22 protein-coding genes are annotated in these 25,757 nt (G+C 39.4%); 12 read left to right on the top strand and 10 right to left on the bottom strand.

Going from position 1 to position 25,757, the window contains the following annotated elements:
• Positions 1–62: 62 nt before the first annotated feature.
• The 4 genes from purM to VB691_RS02265 all read left to right on the top strand — a co-directional run bounded on the left by purM (position 63) and on the right by VB691_RS02265 (position 7,904).
• Entirely contained in the window at positions 63–1,109 is a 1,047-nt protein-coding gene (gene purM, locus VB691_RS02280; RefSeq protein ID WP_323289836.1) for a phosphoribosylformylglycinamidine cyclo-ligase, read from the top strand.
• A gap of 68 nt (positions 1,110–1,177) precedes the next feature.
• Positions 1,178–1,843, top strand: a complete 666-nt coding sequence (locus tag VB691_RS02275) for a response regulator transcription factor (protein WP_323289835.1) — start codon at positions 1,178–1,180, stop codon at positions 1,841–1,843.
• Positions 1,840–3,183 (top strand): sensor histidine kinase, encoded by a 1,344-nt coding sequence (locus VB691_RS02270; RefSeq protein WP_323289834.1) that lies wholly within the window; start codon positions 1,840–1,842, stop codon positions 3,181–3,183. Before VB691_RS02275 ends, VB691_RS02270 begins: the two co-directional genes overlap by 4 nt.
• 299 nt (positions 3,184–3,482) lie before the next feature.
• The gene (locus VB691_RS02265; RefSeq protein ID WP_323289833.1) at positions 3,483–7,904 is read left to right on the top strand and encodes a cadherin-like domain-containing protein; all 4,422 of its coding nucleotides are present in this window, start codon (positions 3,483–3,485) and stop codon (positions 7,902–7,904) included.
• A 215-nt stretch (positions 7,905–8,119) separates the two neighbouring features.
• On the opposite strand, the gene VB691_RS02260 is transcribed toward VB691_RS02265, so the two are convergent.
• The 4 genes from VB691_RS02260 to VB691_RS02245 all read right to left on the bottom strand — a co-directional run bounded on the left by VB691_RS02260 (position 8,120) and on the right by VB691_RS02245 (position 10,682).
• Positions 8,120–8,959: a DUF4388 domain-containing protein gene (locus tag VB691_RS02260; RefSeq protein ID WP_323289832.1), complete on the bottom strand. Its 840-nt coding sequence runs from the start codon at positions 8,957–8,959 to the stop codon at positions 8,120–8,122.
• A 59-nt stretch (positions 8,960–9,018) separates the two neighbouring features.
• Positions 9,019–9,558, bottom strand: a complete 540-nt coding sequence (locus VB691_RS02255; RefSeq protein ID WP_323289831.1) for a GTP-binding protein — start codon at positions 9,556–9,558, stop codon at positions 9,019–9,021.
• A 120-nt stretch (positions 9,559–9,678) separates the two neighbouring features.
• Positions 9,679–10,050, bottom strand: a complete 372-nt coding sequence (locus VB691_RS02250; protein ID WP_323289830.1) for a roadblock/LC7 domain-containing protein — start codon at positions 10,048–10,050, stop codon at positions 9,679–9,681.
• Positions 10,051–10,118: 68 nt separating this feature from the next.
• Positions 10,119–10,682 (bottom strand): protoglobin domain-containing protein, encoded by a 564-nt coding sequence (locus VB691_RS02245; RefSeq protein WP_323289829.1) that lies wholly within the window; start codon positions 10,680–10,682, stop codon positions 10,119–10,121.
• Between the two features lie 602 nt (positions 10,683–11,284).
• On the opposite strand from VB691_RS02245, the gene VB691_RS02240 reads away from it, so the two are divergent.
• Entirely contained in the window at positions 11,285–11,884 is a 600-nt protein-coding gene (locus VB691_RS02240) for a hypothetical protein (RefSeq protein ID WP_323289828.1), read from the top strand.
• Here the strand turns inward: VB691_RS02240 and dacB are convergent.
• Entirely contained in the window at positions 11,881–13,326 is a 1,446-nt protein-coding gene (gene dacB, locus VB691_RS02235; protein WP_323289827.1) for a D-alanyl-D-alanine carboxypeptidase/D-alanyl-D-alanine-endopeptidase, read from the bottom strand. The genes VB691_RS02240 and dacB overlap by 4 nt on opposite strands.
• 215 nt (positions 13,327–13,541) lie before the next feature.
• Between dacB and gor the strand changes: the two genes are divergently transcribed.
• Positions 13,542–14,894 (top strand): glutathione-disulfide reductase, encoded by a 1,353-nt coding sequence (gene gor, locus VB691_RS02230; RefSeq protein WP_323289826.1) that lies wholly within the window; start codon positions 13,542–13,544, stop codon positions 14,892–14,894.
• Between the two features lie 45 nt (positions 14,895–14,939).
• On the opposite strand, the gene VB691_RS02225 is transcribed toward gor, so the two are convergent.
• Positions 14,940–15,437 carry a GNAT family N-acetyltransferase gene (locus VB691_RS02225; protein ID WP_323289825.1) on the bottom strand — a complete coding sequence of 166 codons (498 nt, stop codon included), beginning with the start codon at positions 15,435–15,437 and terminating at the stop codon, positions 14,940–14,942.
• 459 nt (positions 15,438–15,896) lie between these two features.
• Between VB691_RS02225 and grpE the strand changes: the two genes are divergently transcribed.
• The 3 genes from grpE to VB691_RS02210 all read left to right on the top strand — a co-directional run bounded on the left by grpE (position 15,897) and on the right by VB691_RS02210 (position 19,796).
• Complete coding sequence (grpE, locus tag VB691_RS02220; RefSeq protein WP_323289824.1) at positions 15,897–16,616, top strand: nucleotide exchange factor GrpE; 720 nt, start codon at positions 15,897–15,899, stop codon at positions 16,614–16,616.
• A gap of 141 nt (positions 16,617–16,757) precedes the next feature.
• Complete coding sequence (dnaK, locus tag VB691_RS02215) at positions 16,758–18,821, top strand: molecular chaperone DnaK (protein ID WP_323289823.1); 2,064 nt, start codon at positions 16,758–16,760, stop codon at positions 18,819–18,821.
• A gap of 18 nt (positions 18,822–18,839) precedes the next feature.
• Positions 18,840–19,796, top strand: coding sequence for an RluA family pseudouridine synthase (locus VB691_RS02210; RefSeq protein ID WP_323289822.1), 957 nt, complete (start codon positions 18,840–18,842; stop codon positions 19,794–19,796).
• A 44-nt stretch (positions 19,797–19,840) separates the two neighbouring features.
• On the opposite strand, the gene VB691_RS02205 is transcribed toward VB691_RS02210, so the two are convergent.
• A complete protein-coding gene (locus tag VB691_RS02205; RefSeq protein WP_323289821.1) occupies positions 19,841–20,824 on the bottom strand; it encodes a glycosyltransferase in 984 nt (327 codons plus the stop codon).
• 170 nt (positions 20,825–20,994) lie between these two features.
• On the opposite strand from VB691_RS02205, the gene VB691_RS02200 reads away from it, so the two are divergent.
• Entirely contained in the window at positions 20,995–21,204 is a 210-nt protein-coding gene (locus tag VB691_RS02200; protein WP_323289820.1) for a glycogen debranching protein, read from the top strand.
• A 129-nt stretch (positions 21,205–21,333) separates the two neighbouring features.
• Here VB691_RS02200 and VB691_RS02195 read toward each other — a convergent pair whose 3' ends face one another.
• Positions 21,334–21,765, bottom strand: a complete 432-nt coding sequence (locus VB691_RS02195; RefSeq protein ID WP_323289819.1) for a hypothetical protein — start codon at positions 21,763–21,765, stop codon at positions 21,334–21,336.
• Positions 21,766–22,199: 434 nt separating this feature from the next.
• On the opposite strand from VB691_RS02195, the gene VB691_RS02190 reads away from it, so the two are divergent.
• Complete coding sequence (locus VB691_RS02190; protein ID WP_323289818.1) at positions 22,200–23,270, top strand: potassium channel protein; 1,071 nt, start codon at positions 22,200–22,202, stop codon at positions 23,268–23,270.
• 84 nt (positions 23,271–23,354) lie between these two features.
• On the opposite strand, the gene VB691_RS02185 is transcribed toward VB691_RS02190, so the two are convergent.
• Together VB691_RS02185 and queF are read right to left on the bottom strand one after the other, a co-directional pair.
• The gene (locus VB691_RS02185; protein WP_323289817.1) at positions 23,355–24,278 is read right to left on the bottom strand and encodes a WD40 repeat domain-containing protein; all 924 of its coding nucleotides are present in this window, start codon (positions 24,276–24,278) and stop codon (positions 23,355–23,357) included.
• 131 nt (positions 24,279–24,409) lie between these two features.
• The gene (gene queF, locus VB691_RS02180) at positions 24,410–24,817 is read right to left on the bottom strand and encodes a preQ(1) synthase (RefSeq protein ID WP_323289816.1); all 408 of its coding nucleotides are present in this window, start codon (positions 24,815–24,817) and stop codon (positions 24,410–24,412) included.
• Positions 24,818–25,066: 249 nt separating this feature from the next.
• Here queF and VB691_RS02175 point away from each other — a divergent pair, with 249 nt between their 5' ends.
• On the top strand, positions 25,067–25,756 hold the full coding sequence (locus tag VB691_RS02175; protein ID WP_323289815.1) for a PEP-CTERM sorting domain-containing protein: 690 nt from the start codon (positions 25,067–25,069) through the stop codon (positions 25,754–25,756).
• Position 25,757 lies beyond the last annotated feature (1 nt).

Genomic DNA, 25,757 nt, shown 5'->3' with positions numbered 1-25,757 from the left:
TGAGATAAAAAGACTATATCGGTTACTATGACTGAGGGCAAGTCATCAAGGTTTCTTTATTTATGGATTATCAAGACGCAGGGGTTAATATTGAAGCAGGTCGGTCTTTTGTGGAAAAAATCCGCAGGGGGGTTGAAAGTACCTATCGTCCTGGGGTTTTAGGGGGACTAGGAGGGTTCGGAGGACATTTTGAGTTACCTACAGGGTATCATAACCCCGTTTTGGTGTCTGGCACGGATGGAGTCGGTACAAAGCTAAAAATTGCCCAAGGGTTAAATTCTCATCAAACCATAGGCATTGATTTGGTTGCCATGTGTGTCAATGATATTTTAACCTCTGGGGCAGAACCTTTATTCTTTTTAGATTATTTAGCAACAGGCAAATTAAACCCTCAACAATTAAGCGATGTAGTAACAGGAATTGTTGAAGGATGTCGCCTGAGTGGTTGTGCTTTATTAGGGGGAGAAACGGCAGAAATGCCTGGTTTTTATGGGGCGGGAGAATATGATGCGGCGGGGTTTTGTGTGGGAATTGTTGAGAAAAATCAACTCTTAAATGGTTCTCAGGTAAATGTTGGTGATGTCGCTATTGGTTTAGGCAGTAGCGGGGTTCATAGTAATGGCTTTAGTTTAGTTCGTAAAATTGTTGAAGTTAATGGCTTAAATTGGGGTGATCACTTTGATATTTTAGGCGAAAAATCTTTAGGAGAAGTGTTATTAACTCCAACTCAAATCTATGTTAAACCTATCCTTGAACTCTTAAAATCTGACATCAATATTCATGGTATGGCCCATATTACGGGGGGCGGTTTACCGGAAAATTTACCCCGTTGTTTAAATCAAGGACAATCAATTAAAATTGATCCTAATAGTTGGGATATTTTACCTATTTTTAATTGGATAGCTGATCTGGGAAAAGTAGAAAAATCCGCTATGTTTGAGACTTTTAATATGGGTATTGGATTTGTCGTAATTGTTCCATCAACTCAAGCAGAATTAACCTTAAATTGGTTTAAAAATAAAGAAATTTCTGCTTATAAAATTGGAGAAGTAATTGCAGGAAAAGGCGAGTTACTGGGATTAGGTATAAACGACTTGACACAACCTTAGAATCATCTTAATTCTTTAAAACAACTGGCTAAAATTGTCGAAGGGACACAAGGGGAAACAAGTAATTTATGCGGTTACTCTTAATTGAAGATGATCCGGATTTATCAAACTCAATAAAAATGGAATTGAAGCGTGCAGGTTATGCTGTAGATGTTGCTTTTGATGGAGAGCAAGGAGAATTTTTAGGCATGACTGAAAGCTATGATGTTGTTATTTTAGACCTGGGTTTGCCAAAAATATCTGGTTTAGAAGTATTAAGACTTTGGCGTGAAGCAGACAACAATGTACCTGTAATTATATTAACGGCACGAGATTCCTGGCATGAAAAAGTCGATGGTTTTAAAGCTGGTGCTGATGACTATCTCGGCAAACCTTTTCATTTTGAGGAACTTTTAGCCCGTATTCAGGCAATTCTTAAACGGGTTCAACATCGTCCCCAAGAAAAACTTAGCGCGTTTGGTATTGAACTTGATGAAGAGCAACAAACTGTATTAATTAATGGTCAAGAGCAGGTTATATTAACAGCTTTAGAATTTCGCTTGTTACGTTATTTAATGACTCATCCCAATAAGGTTTTAAGCAAAAACCAGCTAATGGAACATATCTATGAATATGATGGTGATCCAGGAAGTAATGTTATAGAGGTTTATATTAACCGATTGCGGCATATTGTGGGTAAAGATTTAATTGTTAACCGTCGTGGTCAAGGTTATATATTCGGTGAAAATATATGATGTCTTTACAACAAAGATTAAATCGTGGTTTAACCTTAATCCTCTGTGTTGTGTTGTTTCTTCAATGGTTAGCCTCTGATATAGTGATTAGTGCTGTTGTAGAAAAACAAATGACCACTCGCTTGACTCATGACGGTGATTCTCTAATAGACACCCTCATCCCTAATAGTAAAAATCAATTGGTTTTCAATAGTTTTCACGTCGGTTCAGTCTACGAACAAGCATTTTCAGGACACTATTATGTAATACTAATTGACAACAATTTATATTACTCAAAGTCTTTACAAAATATACCTTTGAAGGTTAAACATTTAGATGTTGGAGAAAAAATTATTTATCATCTTAAGGATGGGCCAAAACATCAACCATTGCTTGTGTTGGGACGTAGTTTTAATCGATTAGGACATCAGGTTAGTATCAGTATTGCTGAAGATTTAACCAATATACATCATGATATTTCTGACATCCGCCTTACTTATTTGGGTTTATGTTTGATGATTTTGTTGTTATCAATTGTTTTGCAAACCATCAACGTTAAACAATCTTTACAACCACTTAAGATTATCCAAAAACAATTGATAGATGTTACTAACGGTAAAGAACAACAAATTACGGTGAAGAAAGTACCAAAAGAAATTAAGCCGTTAGTAATTGAAATTAACCGTCTTTTATTGTTAGTAGTTCGCCGTTTGCAACAATCACGCACAGCTATCGGAAATCTGGCCCATGCTTTAAAAACACCACTTGCAATGTTATTTAGAATTGCAGAAAACCCCATTTTTATCGAGCATCCTGAATTACAAGAACAACTGCTAACACAAACATCAACTATTCATCGTTACATTGAACGTGAACTGAAACGCGCCCGTATTTCTGGTTGTCAGCAAACAATTACTGTATTTAATCCTCATCAGGAATTGACTGCACTAATACATTTATTAAAAAAAATTTATGCAGAAAAAAATTTACAAATTGAACTCAACTCACCTGATGAATTAGTTAATTTTGACAGAGAAGATTTACTAGAATTGATCGGTAATTTACTAGACAATGCCTTTAAATGGGCCCAAAAACGTATATTAGTTGAAATCAGTTTTAAAGAAAATTTAGTCATTGCGATCGCGGATGATGGCCCTGGATGCAAGGAGGCTGATATATCATTACTTCCTCAACGTGGATTACGATTAGATGAATTAATTAAAGGACATGGCTTAGGCTTAACAATTGTTCATGATATTGTTGAATTCTATGGCGGTTCATTGGATTTTAGCCGCAGTCCGCAACTAGGTGGCTTTCTGGTCACGGTGATTTTACCCTTAGCCCAAAAAAATTGGACATAGTTGACCTTTTTAAGTTTCAATTTAACTACGCTTGCTAGGTTGGTCTAGAAACAGAGATTAGAATCACTCACCTGACGGGGTTAAAGTTGATCCCCCCAACCCCCCTTAAAAAGGGGGGCTATGTTCCCCCCTTTTTGGGGCTATGTTCCCCCCTTTTTGGGGCTATGTTCCCCCCTTTTTGGGGCTATGTTCCCCCATTTTTAAGGGGGGTTAGGGGGGATCTTCAAAGATTGAACATCACTAACCGAGCAGTATTGAGTTGACTCTAATCTTCCCTAACCAGAAAAGCCAATACAGTTATGACAAGCCCTTTTTTAACTTTTACTAGCTCTGACACATCTACACTTACTGGAGCTCTTTTAGCTGCTAATTCAGGAATCACGATCAATAATAGTTCAATAGCTTTAGACGCATCGGCACAAGAAGCGGTCAATTTTTATGATGGTTCCCTTTCTCCATTAGGCATTGGTGCGGGCTTGTTGCTTACTTCTGGGACTATGCCTGGCACGACAAATACTGTCGGCTGGTTTGGTACTGATAACAGTTCTAGTAGTGGCTTTAATAATGGCGATGCGGACATCAATGCAGTAGTGAATACGGTTTTCCAAACCCAATCTTTTGATGCCACAAGCTTATCATTTGATTTTAGCGTCGCTGATCCGAATGCAACATCAATCAGCTTTGATATTGTGTTTGGTTCTGATGAATATCCCGAATGGGTTGATGCTTTTGTTGATTCAGCCGTTGTTATAGTTAATGGTGTCAACTATGCACTATTTAACCACGATCCTAACCATCCTTTAAGTGTTGTTAGTTCAAACTTGGCCGCTGGTTATTTCCAAGATAATGCCAACAACGTTTTACCAATTGAATATGATGGTGTTAGCCATGTATTAAAAATAGTTGCACCAATTAATGTAGGTGGTGCAAATAACCATATTAAAATCGGCATTGCTGATACAGGCGACCATATTTACGATAGTGGTATATTTATCTCTAATTTATCAGCAGGTAATATTCCGGGATCTGGTGTGGTGATAACGCCCCCTAATTCCGGCACTGACAACAGCGACAACCTGACTGGAACATCGAAAGACGAATATTTTGATTTAAAAGCGGGTGATGATACCTGTTACGCTGGTTCAGGCGATGACATTATCGTAGCAGGTGCGGGTAACGACACCATTTATGGCGGTAGCGGCAACGATGAAATCAAAGGCGATGCAGGTGACGATGTTCTAGATGGTGGTGATGGCCTCTCAGATACTGCCGTCTATGCTGGAAATAGCAGTGATTATAGCCTTACATTTAACGCGGATGGTAGTTATACCATCTCTGACAATAAAATAGGCACAGCATCCGAAGGCAATGACACTTTGCTAGGTGTCGAACTCGTGAAGTTTAGCAATGGACTATTTGCATTAACGCCAGATGGTCTGAGTTCAGTTACCAATCCTAACCAACCGCCTACAAACACCCCTGGATCAGTCATTATCAGTGGCATTGGTTCAGCAGGAAGCGTCCTAACTGCGACGGTGAGCGATCCTGATGGCATATCGGGTGCTATCGGCTATGAGTGGCAAATTTCCAGCAATAATGGTGCAAGCTGGAACACTGTAAGCAATGACAGTAATACTTACACCGTTACTGCGGCTGATGTCGGCATGATGGTTCAAGTTGTGGCTAGTTACACCGATAATGGATCTATACTCGAAACCCCTGTTAGTGCAGCAAAAGCCATCCTGGAAACAAACAACGGTGATTTGGTTGTCACATTGATGCAACTTGCAGCACCTTTGGGTACTAGCACGATCAATCCATTAACAACCTTAATTCAAGATGCCATTGACTTAGGTTTATCCCCTAATCTTGCCGCCTTGAGTGTTAAGAATGTATTAGCTATTCCAGACACTATAAACCTTCAAACTTATGATGCTTACGCAGCTTTACAGGTAAATCCAAGCGACCCAACCGCCCTTCAAGTCGAAAAAGTTGCCGTGCAAGTTGCGATTTTGACATCACTTTCTGATGATGATACTGGCATTAATCTGACTTCGGCTATTGTTACGGCTGCGGAAAACAATCAGATACTAGATCTTGCCAACGCCAATGACCTCGCGGGTATTCTTGGGCTTAATATTACAGGTTTAACCAAAGAAAATTATCCCCAACCCCTCAAAGAAATTTTCGACCGTAATAAGAGTATGTCCGATGCCATTGCTGACGGTGGCGGTGTCAGTGTCATCGAGACAGAATGGCAGGATTTGCTCAGCATCCAGGATGGCATCAATTCAACCTCGATCGCCGATCTTAGCATCCATGTTAACCAGGCACCAACTGGAACCGCAACGGCAGCCTTAGCTGAAGGCACGGAAGGTTTAGCTTATACCCTTAACGGTGCTGATTTATTGATGGGTTTCAGTGACCCAGACGGTGGCGTTTTATCCGTAACTGATCTTTCTGCTGCCGTTTCCGGTAGCTTTACCGATAATGCGGATGGTACTTGGACATTTACCCCAGATGCCAATTACAATGGCCCGGTAGAACTAACCTATACAGTCATTGATGGGCAAGGTGGCAGCGCATCTGCCAGCCAACTGTTTGTTATCGCGCCGAATACAGTAACTCCCGTCAATAATGATCCCACAGGTTCAGCCATAGCAACTCTAGCTAATGGCACTGAAGACACAAACTATACCATTAGTGCTAATAAGCTACTAGAAGGGTTTAGCGATGTAGATGGGGATATCTTGTCAATTTCTGGATTAACTGCCAACAACGGTGGATTAATTGACAATCAAGACGGTACTTGGACATTTACCCCTAATACAAACTACAACGGGCCCGTTAACTTAAGCTACAGCGTGATTGATGGCAACGGCGGCAGTGTTGCGGCTGACCAAAGTTTCAATCTAGAGGCGGTAAATGATGCTCCCACAGGTTCAGCCATAGCAACTCTAGCTAATGGTACTGAAGACATAAACTATACTATTAGCGCAAATAAACTACTAGAAGGTTTTAGCGATGTTGATGGGGATATCTTGTCAATTTCTGGATTAACTGCCAACAACGGCGGATTAATTGACAATCAAGACGGTACTTGGACATTTGCCCCTAATACAAACTACAACGGACCCGTTAACTTAAGCTACAGCGTCATCGACGGCAACGGCGGCAGTGTTGCGGCTGACCAAAGTTTCAGTCTAGAAGCGGTAAATGATGCTCCCACAGGCACAGCCTCTGCGATCTTGGTTTCTGGTACTGAAGACACAAACTATACTATTAGTGCTAATAAGCTACTAGAAGGTTTTAGCGATGTTGATGGCGATATCTTGTCAATTTCTGGATTAACTGCCAACGAAGGTGGATTAGTTGACAATCAAAACGGTACTTGGACATTTGCCCCGAATACAAATTACAACGGCCCCGTTAACTTAAGCTACAGCGTCATCGACGGCAACGGTGGCAGTGTTGCGGCTGACCAAAGTTTCAATCTAGAAGCGGTAAATGATGCTCCCACAGGTTCAGCCATAGCAATTCTAGCTAATGGCACTGAAGACACAAACTATACTATTAGTGCTAATAAGCTACTAGAAGGGTTTAGCGATGTAGATGGGGATATCCTGTCAATTTCTGGATTAACTGCCAACGAAGGTGGATTAGTTGACAACCAAGACGGTACTTGGACATTTACCCCTAATACAAACTACAACGGGCCCGTTAACTTAAGCTACAACGTGATTGATGGCAACGGCGGCAGTGTTGCGGCTGACCAAAGCTTTCAAGTGCTTGCCGATGTTTTGGGTTCCCCTCCGGTAGCTAATGATGACACAATAGCCACATTGGAGGAAAAACGGGTAACAGTGAACGTACTGGCTAACGACACTGATCTAAATAACGATGGGTTGGCTATTTCTGTTTTTGATTCAACCAGTGTCAATGGCGGAAAAATTGCCCTCAACGCAAATGGCACATTGACTTACTCTCCATTGGATGATTTTACTGGTGTAGACAGCTTTACTTACAAAGCAACTGACGGGCAAAATCAATCAAATACTGCAACCGTCAATATTTTCGTCTTGAATAAAGAGAAAGTTGAATCAAAGGTATCAACCACATTATCGGATACTCAACTCAATTTACAGTTAGATGGCAAAGCCAATATTAACGGTACTGGCAATCAATGGGATAACAAGTTGATCGGTAATAAAGGGAGTAATATTCTTGATGGTAAAAGCGGTAATGACTATCTTGACGGTAAAGCAGGAAATGACATCCTTCTTGGTGGTATCGGTAATGATGTCTTAAATGGCGGCGACGGTAATGATGTGTTAAATGGCGGCGACGGTAATGATATATTGCTTGGTGGCGCAGGTAAAGATATCCTGACAGGAGGCGATGGAGCGGATATTTTCTGGTTTAATACTACCCCCAATGCTTCATCTAATGTTGACACTATTACCGATTTTGTCTCCGGTACCGATCACTTACTTTTCAAAGGTATCAATCTGGGTGTACCTAGTCAATTCCACATCGATGATAAGCGATTCTTATCCAATAGCACAGGCATAGCTACAACTATCGACCAACGCTTAATCTATAATCAGTCTAGCGGTCAGCTTTACTATGATAGTAATGGCAGTGGCGCTGGTCACTCGGTTTTGGTTGCCATCTTGCCAACCTCCTCGGCATTAACAGCGTCAGACATTTTGGTAGTTTAGCTTGCCCGTTGTTAACTTAGACTGAGGGGTTATACCGCTACGCGGAAGGCAAAAGGCAATGGTTCGACAAGCTCACCAACCAGGCAAAAGGCAAAAGTAGAATACAATAAGGTTTCAGCTTATGCCAACGTCCTAACTTTAATGCGTAGTGCCATAGATACTGAGCTAAGCCCCTCATGTTCTCTGTCGGAAATATTCGGCAATTGCTTATAATTTTATGATGCTTTTGCTTGCAAAAATCCCATTAAATTTTGCAGGAATTCTTGACTTAAACCATTAGCATTGGTTCCCATGCTTTCATTCTCCATAACATCAGGCTCAGAAGCAAAATTAGCCGTAATCATCGGTAATTCTTCTACTAAATTAACCACCATTAAACGAAAGGCAATCTGTTGTACTTTTTCGATAGGTAATCGTAATTGTTCAGCAACAGCTTTCAAGGAATAATGATCATCTGTAAATTCCCAGACTTGCCATTCCAATTGATTAAGATGTAAATGGGGTTTATTTTTAACGATACTGGTTAAAGAAGAAGTCGGATCAGGTAATTTATACTTTAAGGCCGACCAATCTTTTAAAGCCCGTAAACCAGCTAAACTTACCTCGGCCCCTGGACTACTTAAGCCAGTGGTTTCTATCATGGGTAAAATACCATGAGAATCAAATTCAAATTGAGCATCAGCAATAGCAAATAAAGCACAAATTTGCTGCATTACTTGGACATAAAACAAGAGTTTTAGTTGCTCTGCTTCGATTAAATTGTGGGACTTTAAAAACAACCCTAATGGGTTTCCTTGTAGATGACTTTCGCTTAGTTTAGCTGCTGCTTGAGCCTTAATCCAACCCCGTTGCACAATTAAGGATAATAACCCTTGATTATCTAAACGGTTACTCGCTGCAATAATTCGCCCTTGACGCAACCAAATATAATAGGTTTTCTGGGAAGTATTGGAAGATAAGGGGCGTAACGTCAATCTTCCGGTTTTTTGTCCTTGTTCTAAAAATTGAAAAATTTCCGGTAGAGAAAATTCTGATAAATATCCAGTAATTGCCATGGCGACTTCTCTTTTAATCTGCTATCTGTGAATAATGTTAAGATTCTGCGGGATAACTCTTAAACCAGACATTTCTGCATTAATTCTTTCACTAAAGCAATGACTGCTTGAGCAACGGAACTTTGTTCATTGGCATTAACATTAATTATAATAGGACAGTCATTTTTATCAGGATATCCTAATGCAATGGCAACATTTTCAGGAAACCAAGCCCCAGGACAATCTGTATGAGTTAAACCAATAATCATCGGGATTTTAGCCCGTTGATTCATAAAGTTAATAATCCGTCTAGCATAACGAAATTCACTCGGACGATGAGCCGCAACTAAAATCATATAGGCATGGGCTTTACAGATTAAAATATCCCACATAAAATCAAAGCGCGATTGTCCTGGTGTTCCATAAAGATGTAAGGCCATTTGAGGACTAAATTGTAAACGCCCAAAATCAAAAGCAACGGTTGTTTTTTGCTTGATTAATTGGGTTTCATCAGTGGCAATTCGATCCGTATCAACAGGGGTAATTTCACTCACAGATCGAATAAAAGTAGATTTACCTGCTCCGACTGGCCCAGTCACCACCAAACGCATAATCTCCATAACAAATCTTTCTCCCTGCTATTATTAAAAGGAATAGATTAATCAGAAACAGAAAGCAGTCATCAGCTTAATGCTTAATCCTTAATAGTGATTACCGATGACTGTCCAGACAATTACTATTTAAGTCATTACTAATTTTAGTTCACTGAGAGCATTCTTGATTTCTAAAAAGAGGATTCCTTGTTTAACTGCTTTGCTGGCTAAGACCAAGAATACGGCATCAGCACCACAGCTACTTAAGACCCCATAACCATCGTTACCTTCAACATAAATCCGGTCAATACTGCCTCTTGATAATTCGCCACCAATCCTTTCTCCTAAAGAAAGCATCGCTGCGGACATAGCAGCTACCCGTTCTTCGTCCATATTCGCAGGTAAAGTTGAAGCGAGGGATAAACCATCAGGAGTAACTAAAGCAGCCCCTTGAACATCATTCGTAGCAGAAACAAAATTTTGTAAGATGTGATTGAGTTTGTCAACATTAATAGCCATAATTTTTGTCCTTGTTAGATTCAAGTAATCGGTAATTTAAGACAGAAGGGAGAAAGAAAAATACTTTTTTATGCGGTGGCGTGTTGCCCTGCACCTGTAGAAATTAAGCGACGGAATAAGCCCTCCGTCCAACCTGTTTCTTTGAGAACAGCACTGGAAGAAACTTCAACATAAGCTTGCTCAATAAATGCTAAATCAATCATACAAATTTTGCCTAAAGCATTTCTTAAATCATCATTTTTGCCTTCTGCTTGTAGTTTATCACCTACTGCTCGAACAACGGTAGCCATAGCAGGAACAACGTGCTGCGGCCCGATGCCAATTTGCACATGAACTAGGCCAATTCGCCAGCGACGATCTGCATAAGAATTACCCCATTCATCAATGCCTGTAAACATTTCTAGAAACCATTGAACAAAGGTTTCCCGTAAGCGGTGCATACGCCCTTCTTTTGCATTAATAATGGCACTCATCTCTGGATCACGTCCGAGATAATTATAGAAGTGATCGGCCATTTCTTCCGCGACTTTTTGGCCCCAGTCTGCTCCTGCTTTCAGTATAGCTTTATCTTCATTACTGAAAATCATTCTGGCTTCCATCTTTGCCATAAATTCTTGTGGATTTAAGGACATATCTGTGATCTCCTGCTAATATTTTTTAAACATTTCTTGTCTCTTTTACACTAACAGATAGTCTTAGTAATTGACTTGCTTTTTGTTAGGAATTGAGGTGTTTTTCAACATGACTTTATTATGGCAAGTTTAGCCCAGAAAAGATAACCGAGGCATTACTTATCTTTTATAAACTAATATAAACAGTTTGTTTCAAGATAGACTAAAAAAAGTCGAACTTCTCAAAATGTTACTTTTATTAATGAATAATCTTTAATTTTTAAAACGGGGCTTAACAGTTAATATCCTTGAATCATCATGCTTTGAGGCTTTTTGAGACTTAATTAATTAAGAAAATTGAGACAAAAAGTATAAAGATTGTTTGTTGATAAAAGTTTACGAACAGATTTATATTTAAAATAATTAAGAAACTGTAACATCTGTAATTTATTTTAATTTATATTTACAATTGCTTCTTGCTTACAGTAGGGGCCAAGGGCCGTTGTCCCCTATCGTAATTGTATCTGACTACTTATTGAGGGCATAAAAGTATAAAAAGGGTCAGTGTTCCTCAGAAATCGGTTCTACAATAGGTGAAGATACATAACCTTCTCCTAAGTGCTATGCTCTCACAAATTGTGCGCCCCCTTGTTCAAACACAAGTTCGCTTGTTGGCCAACTCCCATACCACTCAGACAACCCTGATTGACACCATTGTCCGTTGGTTGGGTTATATTGGGGTTAATGCGAAGGTGACTCAATTAGCCCCTGACTGCGATCGCATCAAGGTTTCTTTGACAGTAGGTAAGCCAGATTCCTGCGATACTCAAGATTGGCAGCGCATTTTAGAGAATTTGCGCTCACCCCATCACCTTGAGGTGCCTTCTCAGGAAAACTATCATAAGATGAATGGGTCACAGCAATCACAAATTGCCTGTCTTTTAGCTTATTTAATTCAAATTAGTGATCCTAAGCAGGAAATTACTTGGCAAGATGTAGAAAATCAATTAACCCCGATGAAGCTTGATCCCTTGATTTTAGATGGGATAAAAGCTGCGATGAAAGTGACTCAATCTCAGGATTTATTGGAAAAAATTGATCCAGATGTCGCAGCAAGTGCTTTTCCTATTGCGGTTAAAATTGCTTGGTTAGATCAAGAAATTAATCCCCATGAAAATCAAGCCCTTTCTGCTTTATTGGGAGCGATGAAATCGGAAAATTAACAGCGTTTAAGTTCCCCCAAGGTTAAAATAATCTGATCAATCACTTCTCGTAATTGGGAGGGTGATAAATTTGATTGATTGACCAAAATACTAAATACTAATGGGGAATAATTGGGGGGTTCAAGATAACCTGATAAACTGGAAATACCGGAAAGGGTTCCTGTTTTTGCTGCCATTCTTCCCTCAATTATGGTATCTTGAAAACGGTTCTTTAGGGTTCCGCTTCTTCCAGCTACCGCCAAAGAATTACGGTAGATATTCCCTTGGGATCTTTTAATCATCAAGTCTAAAATGGTGACAAATGCTTCTGGAGTTGCTAAATTATGACGAGATAATCCTGAGCCGTCTTTGAGTTGATAAAGATCGGTATTTAATCCTAGGGTTTTTAAGGTTTCTTGGATGTTTTCTATGGGGCTTATTTCTGAGGTATCAGAGGCAAAAAGATTGAGTAAACTTTCTGCATACAAATTATTACTATTTTCATTAGTTTCTTTGATAAGAGTAGCTAATGATGGGGATTTAATTGTTGTTAATTGTTTCAATTTTTCTGCTGTGTTAGTCTGAGTAATTATTGATGATTGAGTGATGATAAATCCTTCTTTTTCTAAGGCATTTTGTAGGGAGTTTAAAAAATAATTTGCCGGATCAACAACCGCTAAACCGAAGGGATCAGGTTCAGAATCAATTGCTAATTTTCCGGTAATTGTTAATAAAGGTTTAGCAAAATCTCTCTGAATTGTAATCGAATAAGGGGTATTTTGAGAAGCCGTTAAGGTTTGATTGTTAATTTGCCATTGTTGTCCCGCAATTAAATCTGACCATTCTAATTGTAAAGGTTCATCAATTTCTTGAGGTATTAAAGTTAAAGTAACTGTATTTTCATTAAGTATTAAACGGTTAACTGATGTAGCATAATAAAATTGAATATCTTCCCATTCCCAAGTTAAATTGATCGGGTTAATATTACTTTGATTATCTTCTACAATTAATTGCTCAATGCGTCTAATCCCCTTATTTTTAAACTCTGCTGCTAACTGGTTTAATTGTTCCGTTTTAAAGGTCGGATCACCCTTTCCAACAAGCTTTAACACCCTTAAATTTGGTGCTATTCCTTGGCTATAAATGGGGGTATTAATACGAAAATCTGGGCCAAACTTCACTAAAGCTGCTGCTGTAGTTAAAAGCTTCATATTGGAAGCAGGAATAAAAAACTTTTGCGAATTTAGCTCATATAATGTTTCATTGTTATCCAAGTTTTTCACTAAAATTCCCCAAGGCGATCGCTTGACAGTTTCCCCTTCAATAAGCTGTTCAATTCTTGTCTTTAAATGAGCTTGACAAAATTGTTCAGAGGACTTTTGTTTGATTAATTTTGAGCCTAAATTATTGCGTTCAAAAGCTAGAGATTTTTGAGAAAATTGAGCAACAAATAAGATTAACAAAAGACTCCATGAGGAGCAAAAATGTCGAAATAGATTCAACGAGACAAACAAATAATTCATAAGCAAGCCAGATTTAAGTTAGAATAGAAATTAACCGATTAATCAGCAAAAAAATATTTTATCATTAACAAGTGTCCCAATAAGAGATAAAATAAAAAACAAGAGACAGCTAACAAGTTCAATAAATTGGCTAAACTACAGGAGAATTGTCTACTATGACTTATGATTATGACCTATTTGTGATTGGTGGAGGTTCAGGCGGAATTGCCACTGCGAGACGGGCCGCAGAATATGGGGCTAAAGTAGGATTAGCAGAAGTTGGTCCCTTAGGGGGAACTTGTGTTAACAAAGGCTGTATTCCCAAAAAATTAATGGTCTATACTTCTCATTTTCCCTCTCTTTTTCAAGAGGCTGAAGGTTACGGTTGGAGTCCAGTCAAAAGCACCTTAGATTGGGATAAGATGGTAACAGCCGTTAACCAAGAAGTAGAACGTCTCAATGGAATTTATCAGAGAATGTTAGATAATTCCAAAGTAGAACTTTATCGGGACTATGGAAAGTTACTTGATGCCCATACCATTGTAGTAGGCGAGAAACAAATTACGGCTGATAAAATTTTAATTGCTGTTGGGGGTCATCCCGTTAGACCAAATATTCCAGGGATCGAAAATACTATTATTTCCGATCAAATGTTTACCCTTCCCGAACAACCAAAACGGATTGTAATTTGGGGGGGGGGATATATTGGAGTAGAATTTGCCTGTATTATGCACGGGTTAGGTTCAGATGTTATTCAAGTGATCCGCCGTGATAAAATTTTAAGGGGATTTGATGAAGATCTGCAAAGCCTCATCCAAGAATCAATGGAACATCATGGTATTCGTATTCTCAAAAACTGTGAAATCACCTCCATTGAACAAACATCTCAAGGCCTAAAAATTGCCTTACAAGGCGAACAAAATACCGAGATGGTGTTAGCGGATACCATTGGTTTAGCCGCAACCGGAAGAAAACCCAATTTAGAGAATTTAGGGTTAGAAAAGGCGGGGGTTGAAGTCAAAAATGGAGCGATCGCCGTTGATAAATATAGCTGCACCAGTCAACCGAATATTTATGCCGTGGGAGACTGTACCGATCGCATTAATTTGACCCCTGTAGCCATCAATGAAGGGCGGGCCTTTGCAGATACAGAATTTGGCGGTAAACCCCGTTTAATGAGCCATGAAAACGTTCCTTCAGCCGTCTTTAGTTATCCCGAAGCGGCCACCGTTGGCTTGACAGAAGCAGAAGCCAAAGAACAATATGGGGAAGATGCAATTAAAGTGTATCGCAGCAAATTCCGTCCCATGTACTATGTGTTACCAGGGAAAGAAGAAAAAACCCTGATGAAATTAGTGGTACATCAAGAAAGCGATCGGGTTTTAGGGGCCCACATGGTAGGAGATCATGCCGCAGAAATTATTCAAGGAGTAGCGATCGCCGTGAAAATGGGAGCGAAAAAAGCCGATTTTGATGCAACCGTTGGCATTCATCCTAGTTCTGCCGAAGAATTCGTAACCATGCGTTAGGATAATGGGGAGCATAATGTTTTAGCGCAAAGCATAATGCTTCCCCTATTTCCCAAAAGATTGAGTAATGTTTGTCATAGTACGAAAAAGTTTATCGGGTTTGTCAGGAAAAGCTTGAAACTCAAATCTTTGGTAAAACTTCACTGCTTCGTCATCAATTGCCTCTACCACCACGGCAAAACAACCAGTCATTTGACTGACTCCCAGACTTCTATACAAAGCATCCATAATCAATAACTTCCCCCAGCCATATCCTCTATAATCAAGATCTACCGCTAATCTCCCGATTAAAGTCACGCCAACTATCGGATATTTTGGCAATTTTTTCACCATAATTTGGGGTAGATGTTCGAGATTGATACCACTCATAGATAGGGTGTAATAGCCAATTATTTTTTGGTATTCTCGCTCAACAATAACATAGGGAATGGCGATATTTCTTTTCTTATCTTGGATGGCCATAGAATGCAGGTATCGATCCAATTTTTCGTTACCACAGCCAAAAGCATCCCGATTGTGATGTTGTTCGAGGGGTTCTATCAAAAAATCAACCGAGTCCGGGGCCAACAACCTTTTGCGCCTCTACTTATTCATCTTCATCATTTTTTTGTACCATTGGGCATCAGCATAAGCTGTTTGCCTAGGAGCAGGGGGATTTAACAAAGCGTCTGCGAAAGTGGCCCGATCTCTCTCGGTCAACTCTATAAGGAAATGAGCTTTGGTTGAATCTGTGTTTAGTTTTGTAGTCATAACCGACACATTAAAAACTATGTTTATCCTATCACATAAATACGCTTTGCAGCCGTACATTTTCTGCTTTTGATGAAAAGATAGTCTTTTGAGTAAACTTCCGAGGTCTGACTTCCATCTAGTGGCATTAGGGGTTTATCATTAGATACGGAGTATTATGTGATTCCAACATCAGCTAAATCATAATCTAAAAGCGTCAGCATAAGAGATTATCCAATCACGAAGATCGCTGAAAAGTATAGAGAACCCACTATGACGGACGAGCAACAACAACTAGAAACCCCCATAGAAAACCCCCTAGAGGAGTCAGTGAAAGGGACAGAGGCCATAGACGAAACTTCTACCCCAACGGAGACAACCGTTGAGGTAGAAGTAGAAACAGTTACCGTAGAAGGGACTCAAGAAGAACCTCAACCAGAGCAAGTTATCGCCACCCTAGCGGAACAAATTGAAGCCCTTCAGCAAAAACTCAAAGAACAGGCCGAACAATTTGAGGCACTCAAAAGCAGTCATATTCGGTTAACCGCCGAATTTGATAATTACCGCAAACGTACTGCCAAAGAAAAACAAGAATTAGAAACCCAAGTCAAATGTAAAACCATTGGGGAACTCTTATCCGTTGTCGATAACTTTGAACGGGCCCGTAACCAAATTACCCCGGCCAATGATGGAGAAGCCACCATTCACAAAAGTTATCAAACCGTTTACAAAAATCTCGTCGATAGTCTCAAACGGTTAGGAGTTGGCCCCATGCGTCCCGAAGGTCAACTTTTTGATCCCCTCTATCATGAAGCTATGTTACGGGAATACACCAATGAGTACCCAGAAGGAACCATTATCGAAGAATTGGTGCGAGGTTATCTCCTAGGAGAACAGGTGTTGCGCCATGCCATGGTAAAAGTTGCTGCCCCGAAACCTGTGGAAGAAGAAGAAACCCCGCCAACCCCTGCGGAACCAACATCAGGGGATTAATTTAGGCAATTACGCCTAAACCATGACTGAGATTAGTGGGTAAGATAAATATTAGGAGAAGCCTTTGCCAGAATTACTGAAAAGCCTGGATAACTTCTCCAAACTTTTTTTGTTAAGAGAGATCATTACTACAAGAATGCTATGGGAAAAGTCATTGGCATCGACCTAGGGACGACCAATAGTTGTGTCTCCGTCTTGGAAGGCGGAAAACCCATAGTCATCCCTAACTCAGAGGGGGGACGGACTACCCCTAGTATTGTGGGGTTTGGCAAGGGAAGTCAACGTCTCGTCGGTCAGTTGGCTAAGCGGCAAGCTGTCACCAATGCTGAAAATACCATTTACAGCATTAAGCGATTTATTGGGCGACGCTGGGAAGAAACCGAAGAAGAGCGATCGCGGGTTCCCTATCAATGTGTTAAGGGGCGCGATGATACGGTGAGCGTAGATATTCGGGGCAGTCAGTTTACGACCCAAGAAATTTCAGCAATGATACTGCAAAAGCTGAAAACCGATGCAGAAAATTATTTGGGAGAACCCGTCACAGAAGCGATCATTACCGTTCCTGCCTATTTTACCGATGCTCAGCGACAAGCGACAAAGGATGCGGGAATTATTGCGGGGTTAGATGTCTTGCGGATCGTTAATGAACCGACGGCCGCGGCCTTGGCCTATGGTTTAGATAAACAAGATGAAGAACAATATATTTTAGTATTTGATTTGGGTGGGGGAACCTTCGACGTATCGATTTTACAACTGGGTAATGGGGTTTTTGAAGTTAAAGCAACGGCTGGTAATAATCATTTAGGGGGAGATGATTTTGATAATATTATTGTTCGTTGGATGGTAGAAAACTTTAAGACTAAGGAAAATTTAGATCTGAGTGGGGACAAAATGGCTGTCCAGCGACTACGAGAAGCAGCCGAAAAAGCCAAAATTGAATTATCGAGTATGTTGAATACCTCGATCAATCTCCCTTTTATTACCGCCGATGAAAATGGGCCGAAACACCTAGAAGCTGAACTGAGTCGATCTCAGTTTGAAGAATTAACCAAAGACTTATCTCACGCGACCTTAGAACCTCTAAATCAAGCTCTGCATGATTGTGAACTCGACGTAAAAGAACTAGAAAGGGTGATTTTAGTTGGGGGTTCCACGCGAATGCCCGCAATTCATCGCATGATTCAACAGGTATTCCCCCATAGTCAAATGGATCGTTCAATTAATCCTGATGAGGCGGTTGCGTTGGGGGCAGCCATTCAAGGGGGAGTTTTGGGGGGTGAAGTCAAGGATGTGCTGTTATTGGATGTTACGCCCCTATCTTTGGGCATTGAAACCCTAGGGGAAGTCTTTACGAAAATTATTGAACGCAATACCACTATTCCTACCAGTAAGTCTCAAGTTTTCTCCACTGCAACTGATGGTCAAACCTCGGTAGAAATTCATGTTCTTCAAGGGGAAAGGGCCATGGCCAATGACAACCGTAGTTTGGGGAAGTGTCTTCTGGCAGGTATTCCCCCCGCCCCCAGAGGGGTGCCACAAATTGAAGTGAGTTTTGATATTGATGTCAACGGGATTTTAAAAGTGGCGGCCCAAGATCAAGGGACGGGTAAAGAACAGAGGATTATTATTAGTCATACAGGGGGCTTAAAATCTGCTGAAATTGAGCGAATGCAGCAAGAAGCTCAACAATTTGCTGAACAGGATCGTCGTCGGATGCAGATGATTGAAGTCCGAAATCAGGCGGATAGTTTATTCCATACCTATGAAACGACTGTGAATGAAAATGCTGAGTTGATCCGTGATGAGTTGAAATTCCAGAGTAAACAGAAGAAAGAACAACTAGAGGCTGCTTTAAAGAATTCTGGCGTGAGTCTAGAAAAATTAAAAGCCTATGTTGATGAGTTCCGACAAATTATTCTGGCCATTGGTACAGAAGTCTATCAGCAAGCAAGTCCCAATAAAGGGTTCCAAGAGACGTTTAATACCATGGGAGAAGCTTTAACCACTCAAATTACGCCTCAACCTCAACCCCAAACTCAGTCATCTTTTGGTACGACTATGCCCTATCAAACCACCGCTTCAATTGATCTCGACTCCCTAGCCGATTTTGATAATACGGATGATCTCGACACAGAAAATTTAGAGGTGACGTTCAGTTTTGATGAGGATGAAACCATTGCTAATGATTATGAAGCTGTTGATTAAAGAAGACTGGCTAATTTAATGACAAAAATTGAACTAATTGTAGAAGATCCAGGCGATCGCTTAGATCTTTGGTTATCAAACCATCTTTGTGATCTCTCCCGTTCCCATCTTCAAAAACTGATTGAACAGGGAAATGTTACCCTAAATAATGAAGTTTGTACTAATAAGAAAATTAAGGTAAGATTAGGCGATCGCTTACAAATTTCTCTCCCTTCTCCTCAACCTTTAGCATTAGAACCCGAAGCGATACCCTTAGATATTTTATATGAAGATGATGCGCTAATTATTATTAATAAACCTGCGGGATTAGTGGTACATCCTGCCCCTGGTCATAACAGAGGAACCCTAGTTCATGCCCTATTATATCACTGTTCTAATTTAGCAGGAATTGGAGGGGTACAACGGCCTGGTATTGTTCACCGTTTAGACAAAGATACCACAGGGGCGATTGTGGTAGCAAAAACAGATTTTGCTCATCAACATTTACAAGCACAACTTAAGCATAAAACAGCCAGACGAGAGTATTTAGGTGTAGTTTATGGTGTTCCAATTAATAAGCAGGAAGATGGGCAAAAAATAGACAACGGAGTGATTAATTTACCCATTGGTCGTCATCCTGTTGACCGAAAAAAAATGGCAGTTGTTCCCATTGAAAAAGCTGGAAGAGAAGCAGTTACTCATTGGAAAAGTTTAGAAAGATTGGGGAATTATACCTTAATGGAGTTTCGCTTAGAAACAGGAAGAACTCATCAAATAAGGGTGCATAGTAGTTACATTGGTCATCCTATTGTTGGCGATGCTTTGTATAGTTCTAATCATTCTATTGGGGTTAATTTATCAGGACAAGCATTACACGCTTATAAACTTAGTTTAGTTCATCCTGTGACGGGGGAAATAATTGAAGCGATCGCCCCATTGCCGAGTGAATTTAATAAGCTTTTAGCAAGTTTGCGACACAAAATTAAGTCTACTTGATTACGACAATTAATCATTGTTAAATAAACATAATAATTATTCTTCTATTTAATTAATTTTTTCCAGACTTTTTGTACAAATAATTGACCCATTCTTAAGATAGTTAAGTCCTTAATATCTCCTGAATGTTGAGATTTATGGTCAAAAAAGAGATTAATATCATCTAGAATTATTTCTAATCGTTTGATAATATTCTCACCGCGATATTCATCTAAAACCTGTGGTGATAAGGTTAACTTTTCTGATGAATTAACCGCTTTTAAAATACGTTTTACATCATATTCTGTTGAATAACCTGCAATTTTATAACAATTAAATCCAGGATCTAAATAATCAGAAAGTCCCCCATTAATACTTGAAAAAACTTGACATCCACAGGCTAAAGCTTCCATAGGTTGTAGTCCAAAACCTTCACTAACTCGCTGTTGCGCCCAATATTCTGCTGAGTCATAAAGATAGACTTTAGACTGATTAAAAATCGCGGCTAAATCTTCAACAAAAGAATTGATAACAACTACATTACAGTGTTTTTTCAAACCAGGAATTAACTGTTTTAATAGATATTCGGAGGATTTTCTAGCTTGAATTAAAACATCAACATCTCGCTCTAAATTTAAGTTAGTAAACTCATCAGAAATTTGATTAGGTAAATAATAAATTAAAGCATTAGGGGATTTTTGTCCCCAATAACCCATAGTATTGCGACTAACGGTTATAATAGGAATGCTGGAGGGTAACTTAAATCCATAACCCGCACTATGAGCATGATAAATCACATTATAAGGCTTTAATTTAGCCGCTAATTTAGGAACATCAAACCCCCAACTAATTACAAAAATAACGTCATCTAAATTTGATTTTTTAAGAATATCATCTAAAAAAAGATTGTCGGTTTCTCGTTGACGATAGGTAACAATAGCTGAGGAACAGACTTTTTTTGCCAAATTAAACGCCTTTAATTCGGCAAAAAGTCCGCCACAAGCAAATTTTTTCCCTGTTCCTGGTACTAAAAAATAAAGTTTTCTCATCGGTTAACTTTTCTCCTTATGAGAATTGATAAATGTGCGCTTCTTGGATAGGATAGTTAAGGAGTTCAATTTCAGTCTGATCCTAACTTTTTGGGAAGGTCTAAGGGAATTTTACCATCATCGACTCTTATTTATCCGTTCTCATATTTACAAATAGGAAATAAACGATTATGACAATTTGGGTAAATGAACAAATAGATCCCTGTGGAATTGTGTATTCTTGTATTGCTTGCTATGATGAAAAAGCGGCAAAAGACTGTCATCAAACCTGGTTAAATAATCTGACAGAAGACCAAAAACGAGAAGGTTGGGTTGCTTGTTTAAGAACAGTAGAATCTTGGGATGATGTGCCAGTTAATGCCCTTAAATTGAGTGTTTAGAACGCGGGATTTGCAGAATTAAAAACAGAGGAAGAAAATTCTAGCCAAAGAACCTTAAAAAAACCCAGATAGTAGCAAGATATCTGGGGTTTTTCAGTAAGTATTGATAAGATTAAGTCAACAATCTAATTAATCAAGATATCCCATTAATAAAGCAGGATCATCAATATCATTAGAAGCAACAGGACGGTTTCCCATCACAGTATAAGTTTCACTGACGTTTAAATGACTCACCATGATAGGACGTTGCCCAGAAATAGTCAGGGTTCCGGCGACTTCCATCGCACTAGCAACCACAGGACGATTCCCACCGACGGATTTATAGGTACTCACGATGTCGAGGTGACTTGCTTCAATGGGACGGTTTCCAGGAAGATGGCCAGGTTCCGTAATTAATTGAATACCTTGGGCAGTTTTGCTAGTCTTTTCCTTGACGGATAAGGCACTGGTGGCTTGTTTTTCTTGGCTACGGCCACTGCGGGTCATCGTTTTGCTGGTACTGGTTGCCTTTTCTGTCTCTGGGGTTTGAGTACCGTTTGCTTCAAGCTTTTCCGTTGTCATGTTATTTATCTCCTGAATGTTATTATCATGGCTTGGGGGATGAAGGACACTAAGAACTTCTCTGATCTGCTACATAGCATACTTGCTGTGTTAATAATAAACCCCCAGACCCCTTTAGCCTAGTCTTAGGGAAAAAAATCTTGAAAAATTAGAATGGGGCCCTGTTCGTAAGTTCTTTAGGTATTTATGGCTAATATCAATCTGATAAATTATTCTAATAATACTCCAAAATTTATTTTTTATGTTGGCAAAGAGTCCTTACTAATGTACAAATAAACTTGTTTTAATTCAACAATAAAAACAATTCATCTCAAAAAAAATGCTATAATTTTGAGGGAAATAATTAAAATAAATAAAAATTATACCATGAAAATTATTCTATAAATTCTATTAACAAACTCATCAACTAATATAATATAACAAGAATACACGATATGCCATTATATTCCTTTGAAGAAAAATACCGACGTTTACGACAAGAATTATTCGGTGGGGCGATCGCCCTAGGGGGTGTTTTTTGCCTGGGAACCTTATGGTATTGGTTGATCGCAAAATGGTCAATCATCGAAGCTGCTTATATGACCACGATCACCCTATCAACGGTAGGATTTTCAGAAGTTCAACCTTTAGATGAGAAATCCCGACTGTTCACCATTGCTTTAATTTTCATGGGAGTGATTACCATTGGTTATATTGCTAATCGTTTAACCGAAGCCTTAATTCAAGGTTATTTTCAAGAAGGAATTCGACAAGGACAGGAGAGACGCTTGATAGACACCTTAGAAAACCATTGTATCGTTTGCGGATTTGGACGCACTGCCCGTCAGGTGGCTCTAGAATTCACCGCTGAAGAAGTTCCCTTTATTATTATCGATTCCCGTCCTGAACAAGTAGAAGAAGCTGAACAATTAGGTTACATTGTTATACAAGGAGATGCTACCCGTGATGAATGTCTGATCAATGCCAGAATAGACAAAGCTGTATGTTTAGTCTCTGCCTTAACCTCCGATGCAGAAAACCTCTACACTGTTTTATCGGCCAAAACCTTAAACCCCAAAATACGAGCGATCGCCCGTGCGAGTAGCGAGGAAGCGGTCTTAAAATTACAAAGGGCGGGGGCTGATGCGGTTGTCTCTCCCTATATTACTGGGGGAAGACGGTTAGCGGCGGCGGCGTTGCGGCCACAAGTAATGGACTTTGTGGATGGAATTTTAACAGGAACCGATCGCACCTTCTACATGGAAGAATTTCTGCTTGATCCCAAGTCTTGTCCTTGTGTGGGGCAAAGCTTGAGTGAAGCAAGACTGAGACTTCAATCAGGGGCCTTAGTCTTAGCCATTCGTCGGTCTGATGGGACTTTAATTGGGGGCCCCACGGGAGAAACAGAATTAATGGCCGGGGACTTATTAATTTGTATGGGAACCCCTGAACAGCTAAGGCAACTCAACCAAATTTTAGGGCCAATTCGCTCTTCTTCAACTGCTCGTCCACCGAGACAAAAGTAATAGATCTGCTACATATATTGCTTGAGAGGAAATTCTTGGCGATCGCCTGGATCTTCTACAATTAGTTGAATAGTCATAATTAACTTATTTGACGACCTCATTGAGTTTAAAAATTCTAATTTTTTTGTCACCACAACCCGTTGCTATTCTTTGATAATTGGGATCAAAAGCAATAGAATAAACCTTGTCAGGATGGGGAATAGTTGTGATTAATTCTCCTGTTTTAAAATCCCAAACTTTGAGGGTTTTATCTTTACTTCCACTGAATAACCATTGACCTTGAGAATCGATTGCTAATGAAGTAACTGAATCAGAATGTGCCATAATTGTTTTTAATTCTTGTTGAGTATCTACCTGCCAAATCTTAATATTTTTATCTTTACTGCCACTCACCAATAATTTACCATCAGGACTAAAAACTAAACAATTAATTGCTGAAAACCATCCTGAATGTCCCGCTAAAGTTTTTACTTCTTTTTGTGATAAATTCCATAGTTTAATAGTTTTATCATTACCATCTCCAGAACTCGCTAAAGTTTGACCATCAGGACTAAAAACCACAGATAAAACACCATCATTATGACCTTGAAATGTATAAAGATGTTTATTTTCCGTGATCGACCACAACTTAACTGTTTTATCTTCCCCACCACTCGCTAATAGTTTACCATCAGGACTAAACGCCAGGGAATAAACTTTTTCGTCATTATTCATAAATTTATTAACTTCTTTTCCCGTCTCTAATGACCATAACCTAATCGTTTTATCATGACTTGCACTTCCTAACAATTTGTAAGGCGAATTAAAAGCCACTGAATTAATATTAGCAAACCATTCAGAGTCTCCATGACCAGTTAACGTAATTTGTTGATTTTTTCCTAAATACCATAACTTAATGGTTTTGTCCTTACTGCCACTTGCTAATACTTGGCCATCAGCACTAAAAGCAACGGTTTTTACAGATTTAGTATGTCCTTCTAAAATCTTAGCACCAATTAAATTACCCATAATTAATAATCTCCCATAATATCTTGATCCTGTCTTAAGATACCCAGATTGTTGTTAAATACATCATTTATGACAAAAAAAAAGACATACTTTTAATATGTCTCTCAAATACAATTTAAAGACTAAATCAATTAATTAACCGCTTTCTGATGACGAACTTCAATCACAGTATGAACATTTCCTCTAGGGTTAAAATCACCCTTTAAAGTTGCTTCTAAAGGTTCACAAGCTGCCACAAAATCATCAAGAATTTGATTAACCGACTCCTCATGGGAAATGTAGCGATCGCGGTAACTATTAATATACAACTTCAAGGTTTTTAACTCCACCACTTTTTGATCTGGCACATAAGTCAGATATAGTGTTGCAAAATCAGGATAACCAGAAAAAGGACACTTACAAGTAAATTCAGGCAAAGTCACCTGAATATCATAACGCCGCCCCATACGAGGGTTAGGAAAGGTGATCAGTTCCCCTTCTGTAATGTGACGTTCCCCATATTTAGCGGTAGAAGGGTCAGACTGAGAGACTTGACTCATAGGTAAGGTGTTCCTGGTGACAGTTTTCGTTAACTATTATCTCAAAAAATAAAAACAAAATAATTTTTTAAAAGGGAACTTATGGTAGTTTCAATTCATAACAAAGCCCCAAAATCCTGATTGAGCAAAGATTCTAATGATTTTTATCCCGCCAATTTCCGTGAAAAACCTGATGGCTCATTCTGTAGTATTGGGTAGACTAAGGTTATACACTTTGAATTGATGCGACGTTTGAAATGCAGGATTTTTATGAATTGTTACACAAAGCTCATTTCAGCACTTTCTCTGGGTCTAGCTTTAAGCTTTGGCACTACGGTTAAAGCCCAAGCATTCGACATCATTTTAGATCTCGGTTATAGCCTCACGGATACAATGGGAACGGAAAATGACCCGAATGATCTTTTGACCTTCGGCATTGAGTTTACACCATCAGTAGATTTATTAATAGGCGGTTTAGGCGTATATGTCAAAGGAGGTGGCGGCAGTTTTCCCCAGGATGATGTTGATGTGGCCCGTCCCGTTGGGTTATGGGAAGTTGGTTCAGGCACTCTATTAGGGCAAGTTACCGTTAACCCAGGAAAAGATATTTGTCAAGACGATTTCTGCTTTGCTCGTCTCAATACCCCGATTAATGTGACCCAAAATGTTGCCTATCGAGTGGGAGCCTTTTATGAAAGTGGTCAAATTGGAGATAAGTTATTGGGTTTCACTCCAAGTCAAATCACTTTCGATCCTCGACTCACTTTGAATAGAACAAGTACCTTTTTCAGTGATGCTACAACATTAGCTTATCCTGAATTTGAAGATGATACATCATTTAGGGCCAGTGCCAATATTGTTATTGGAAACATCCCTGAACGGACAGAAATACCTGAGCCTCAGACCGTAGGAGCTTTATTTTTGTTGGGGTTAGGTGCTTTATTTTTGAAGAAACAATAAC

Origin of the sequence: Crocosphaera sp. XPORK-15E (assembly GCF_034931425.1) — a bacterium.
GTDB lineage: Bacteria > Cyanobacteriota > Cyanobacteriia > Cyanobacteriales > Microcystaceae > UHCC-0190.
The sequence above is the reverse complement of the archived record's forward strand: the minus strand, read 5'-3'. Positions and strand labels throughout refer to the sequence as shown.